The sequence below is a fragment of the Nostoc sp. WHI genome (assembly GCF_015714725.1).
Classification (GTDB): Bacteria; Cyanobacteriota; Cyanobacteriia; order Cyanobacteriales; family Nostocaceae; genus Nostoc.
Window position 1 is genome coordinate 1 of sequence record NZ_WBKM01000188.1, and the last position, 4471, is coordinate 4471.

The 4471-nt window shown below is 39.6% G+C and carries 6 protein-coding genes and 3 pseudogenes; 4 read left to right on the forward strand and 5 right to left on the reverse strand.

Translation table 11 applies throughout. The features are described from left to right. A pseudogene (locus F8S12_RS19380) lies at window positions 1-158 on the forward strand (IS4 family transposase); the annotation flags it as partial. Window positions 159-179: 21 nt separating this feature from the next. Here F8S12_RS19380 and F8S12_RS19385 read toward each other — a convergent pair. Continuing rightward, window positions 180-341, reverse strand: a pseudogene (locus tag F8S12_RS19385) (AIPR family protein); the annotation flags it as partial. A 138-nt stretch (window positions 342-479) separates the two neighbouring features. Continuing rightward, window positions 480-1325: an Rpn family recombination-promoting nuclease/putative transposase gene (locus tag F8S12_RS19390; protein WP_196517727.1), complete on the reverse strand. Its 846-nt coding sequence runs from the start codon at window positions 1323-1325 to the stop codon at window positions 480-482. A 116-nt stretch (window positions 1326-1441) separates the two neighbouring features. Between F8S12_RS19390 and F8S12_RS19395 the strand changes: the two genes are divergently transcribed. Further along, window positions 1442-1933: an HNH endonuclease gene (locus F8S12_RS19395; RefSeq protein WP_196517728.1), complete on the forward strand. Its 492-nt coding sequence runs from the start codon at window positions 1442-1444 to the stop codon at window positions 1931-1933. A gap of 108 nt (window positions 1934-2041) precedes the next feature. Further along, a complete protein-coding gene (locus F8S12_RS19400) occupies window positions 2042-2179 on the forward strand; it encodes a hypothetical protein (protein ID WP_196517732.1) in 138 nt (45 codons plus the stop codon). A 330-nt stretch (window positions 2180-2509) separates the two neighbouring features. Here F8S12_RS19400 and F8S12_RS19405 read toward each other — a convergent pair whose 3' ends face one another. Next, a complete protein-coding gene (locus F8S12_RS19405) occupies window positions 2510-2761 on the reverse strand; it encodes a hypothetical protein (protein ID WP_196517731.1) in 252 nt (83 codons plus the stop codon). Window positions 2762-3030: 269 nt separating this feature from the next. On the opposite strand from F8S12_RS19405, the gene F8S12_RS19410 reads away from it, so the two are divergent. Continuing rightward, window positions 3031-3204 (forward strand): hypothetical protein, encoded by a 174-nt coding sequence (locus F8S12_RS19410; protein WP_196517729.1) that lies wholly within the window; start codon window positions 3031-3033, stop codon window positions 3202-3204. A gap of 7 nt (window positions 3205-3211) precedes the next feature. On the opposite strand, the gene F8S12_RS19415 is transcribed toward F8S12_RS19410, so the two are convergent. Then, entirely contained in the window at window positions 3212-4033 is an 822-nt protein-coding gene (locus F8S12_RS19415; RefSeq protein ID WP_196517730.1) for a sigma-70 family RNA polymerase sigma factor, read from the reverse strand. A gap of 230 nt (window positions 4034-4263) precedes the next feature. Next, window positions 4264-4471: pseudogene (locus F8S12_RS40745) on the reverse strand (ISNCY family transposase); the annotation flags it as partial.

Sequence of the window (4471 nt, forward strand, 5' to 3'; positions counted from 1 at the left end):
ATAGCAGTTTTTATATTGGATTATATGGAGCTAACTGGGTCAATTTTATGGAAAATTCTTACGAACTGGTGGCGGAGTTAATGACATTAGCTCCTAATAAGCGAAAGTATTATCAACAAGGAGAAAGGGCTATGAGGCTTATTTTATCTGCATTCTAGCCCTTTTTGTCCCCCCGTAAGGTCAAAGACTTGTCTGTAGGTCGCGCTTTTGCGGTTTGGTTCCCTGATGTTCGGTTCTAGGGGCAGGTCTGTTGGAAACGTGTCTACATGGGCGGTGGCGATGATGCAATTGGGGTTGGCTTGAAAATAGTTATCTATTTTTATGTTCCAAGTCTTTGGCATGGCTTATTTTCGAGGAAACTATACTTTAAAATTACTGTATCTCTAATTTTCTCGAATTCAGGGATCACCACCAGTAAACCAAATGGTTATCCCCAATGCCAAGAGTTTTCTTTGTTAATGTTAATTTTTATTCAGTTCTCAAGAGAAGAGTTTTGCCTGCAATTGCTGCACTTGTTGCACTGTTAACTCTGTTAGCCTCGCAACTGCTTCAATGGACATACCTTCACGCAACAGATTCAACGCAATTTCTTCTCTTGTCTTTTGAGCAGCTTTTTCTCCCCAACTGGTTACAATTTCCATGACTTCCTCTTGTTCAGCTAACCCCATTGTATCGATAACCGCTTGAAATACTTGTTCTTCTGTTACATCGAGTCGCAAATACGTATCAACAAACCCAGAAATCAACTGCATTCGTGCTGGGTCTAATTTTAACGTTGTTAGCAATCGCAAACATTCTGCTTTCACCTGCGGTCGCTCTGATGTGGGAATCCTCATCTTCGCCATCAGTGCCGCAGCCACCGGGTTTTGTTGTGTTAAATAATCTCGCCAACTTAAGCGATTTAATTGAATTGCCTTGAAATTAAAATCAAGTACATTTAAATCAGTAAACCTTACACAGTGATTGGTCGATTCAGCGCGTTTCGGTTCATCAAACGAGAAAATCACCACAGGATAAATCGCACAATCATATTTCTCGTACAGTCGAGCAAAATATTTAAACATCCGCTTAGCGAATTCTGACTGAGTGTAAGATTGATTTTCAAGGTGGATTAAAAAGTAAGTATCTTGCTCTCCATACTTGACTTGTGCCAATAAATCAATCTCCTTTTTCTCACCAGAAGTCACATCAGTAAAAATATCTTGAGGTAAAAAATGGATTGAATCTCTATCAATTTTCTGTGCGACTTGAGGCAGGAACAAATCGAGAAATTCAACAAAGAAGGTAGATAGTAATTCTTTGAAAAGACGGTCATGGTCAATCATGCTTTTGTCTTTCTCCGTTATTATAATGATGATTCCATAGTATCATTTAAGGATAAAATGTAATTCCATTTACAGTAAAACTGTCTAATTATATTTAAAAGGAAAGTTTTTAAAATATGCCAGAATTTGTTTACACAACCAAAGCAGGTAAGACAAAAACAGCCATTTTTAGTGAAATAGATCGGGATTTAATTTATAGATTTAAGTGGCGCATTGGTAGTGATGACTATATACGGAGAAATAGCCCGCGAGATGAACAAGGAAAACAAAAAACAATTTTCTTTCACAAGCTAGTAGCTGAAAGAATGGGACTTGATATGTCCCTAATAATTCATCACTTCAATAGCAATCGCTTAGATAATCGACGCGAAAACCTCAAAGCTTTAACCCGTCAACAAATACAAATGAATCGAGGTAAGCATTGTAATAACAAATCTGGTTTTAAAGGCGTAGTCGTGTATAATAAACGGGGTACGAAATTCCGAGCGCAAACAACAGTTAATCGCCAACCAATCATCATTGGTTATTTTGATAATGCGGAAGATGCTTATCAAGCCTATTGTGATTATGTAGCACCCATACACGGGGAATTCTTTAAGCCTGCTTAAACCTCTACCTTTCTAAGCACACTACAGATCAGCCCTTTCAAGGTGGGTAAAAATTTTGGTCTAAAAATTCCTCTTTAATTTCTTGATTCTGTGTTCTCTACGCTTAAAATGCAACGTGTGTTGCAAATGCCGATGGTAGAAGTATGGTTGGGATTATTGCTGGGTGGGTTTACACTAGAAGAGCGTAGTGATTTTTATCACAACCAAAATATCTGGGTGAAAAGCTCTCCTTCCTACTTCCAATAACAATACATTCGCCATATAAAAGAGTCCGCGAACACTTCCCGCTCTCATACACAGAGTTAATTGTTGCATTGTTGCATTAAGAATCAAGTTTACTTTAATTGCCTCCACACAAGGTTGTACTCCCTTTCAACAGCCGCCAGCAGCAAAGCGTGCAAGGATGTCAGATACGGTGGGAGCAAAATCCCCAACCCCTGCAACAGCCAATCCACAGCCTCGTCATGCCTGGCCAGTTGATGCAACTGCCGTAACTTCACATATAACTACTGCTTTATTCACAAAGTGCGTAGGCGTAGCCCGTCGTAGACATCGCCCTTACCCCAGAACAAAAAATCACCCAGCCATATCCTTCCCACTCTTATAGTTCATAGCTCTGGGTTTCCTCTTACCTATAGGGACTGCTTTCGATTGCTTAGGTGCTTGTGGCGGACGGCATTTCTCGCAATATAGAGGTCGCACACTAAAGGTTTCTCGTTGTGTGGGTTGTTCGCATTGCTTACACACAAAGTTAAAAACGCGCGTATGAATTTCCCGCTTGTGCGCCCTAACGGTGTACTCTCGGACTTCAATAGTTTTGCTGGGCATCGGTTCTGTAATCGGTGTTCTATTTATAAGGATAGTTTCTAGCATCAATATATTCATGCACCATTTGATTGAAACAGTGAGAAGAAGGGTGTGGGGGATAGGGTGTCGGGTGTAGGGAATACGGCATTGGACGAGGCTTCCAACCTCGCCCAATGCAAGCGCCTTGAAAAAGCCTCGCTTCTGACTTTAGGGCTGTTGGGGCTTCTTTATTCCCCTACACCCAACACCCCACACCCTATACCCGCCCCAACGGGGCTGGTGACAATCTGATGGTTTTTCGCCGGGGATTAAGCAGAGGCGATGCCGCCGGAAAGGGCGGGTACGCCATCGCAACCAGAGCAGCGCTAATTGGAGGCATTTTTAACAGTAGTGGCGACTTGTTTCCAGTCTTTGGAGTAGCGAGTTGGATTTATATAAATGAAACTACAATGCAACAACCCTAAGTTAATCCTAATTAAGAAGATAGTCTTTAATCTTGTTTTGATGAGAGCGCAAAATTTTCAAAGCAAGACATTCAGTTTTACGAATTGTTTCCCGACTAAGATTTAGGCGTTTTGCAACTTGACTCAAGGTTAGTTGCTGATTATCTTCCAATCCAAAACGTAAAGTCAACACTTCTCGTTGCCTTGGATTAAGCAATGCCAGCAACTTGCTCAAGTCTTGGTGTAAAAGCTCTTGAGTTATTTGCTCATCTAGGGAAATACCATCCATCGCTAAAATATCAGCTAGTTCAGTTTCACGCTCATCCCCAACTCGCATTTCTAGCGAGACTGGAGTGCGGGAAACCTGAAGATATTCTCGTATTTGATTGGGCAATACATTTAAGGATTCGGCTATTTCTGCTACAACTGGAGGACGACCCAAAGATTGAGACAGTTGCTGCTGTACTCTCCTGATTTTATTTAATTTATCATTGATATGAATTGGCAGACGGATAGTGCGAGACTTTTCTCCAATCGCCCGTGTTATTGACTGCTTGATCCACCAGTAAACGTAGGTTGATAGTTTATAGCCTCGGTTGGCATCAAACTTTTCGATTCCCTTTTGTAAACCTAGTGCCCCTTCCTGGATCAAATCTAAGAATTCCAAGTTGTGATTCTGGTATTTTTTGGCAACAGAAACCACCAGCCGTAGGTTAGCTGTCACCATTTTATGTTTAGCCTTTTGACCTTGTTGAATGATTGATTGTACTTCAGCTTCGCTTTGCCCAAGCGAGGTAGCTAATTCTCTTGTGGTTGGTTTTCGGTTTAATTGAAGTGCGAGACTCAGCAATTCTCATTTTGAAAACAAAAGAAGATAAAGTCCTCTTGTTTACATAGAGAACTTCTGTCTAATTATGATTTATTTGAAAGATAATCATAATAATTAACTGAAGAGAAACAATTTTAAAAATCTGCCCATGAAAAAATAGATTTCAACTTATAAATATAGCTGAAATTCCGACCTACTTTGTAAATTCTCTTAATTAATAATCTTTACCTCCTCTCAAAAATTTGACATTTTTAACTAGAATTTACTTTTGTGAGAGGGACATATTCGGTAAGAATAAATAAGAAAAACTCCGACCAATTTTTAAAGCAAATAAATTTTAATAAGGTACGAATATCATTAAAGAAACTAGTCCGAGTTGCTAATAAGTCACGAACTTTTTGATAGGTATAATTGACTAAATCTAAAACAGTATGAAATAAAAAAGCTAGTAAATTTAAA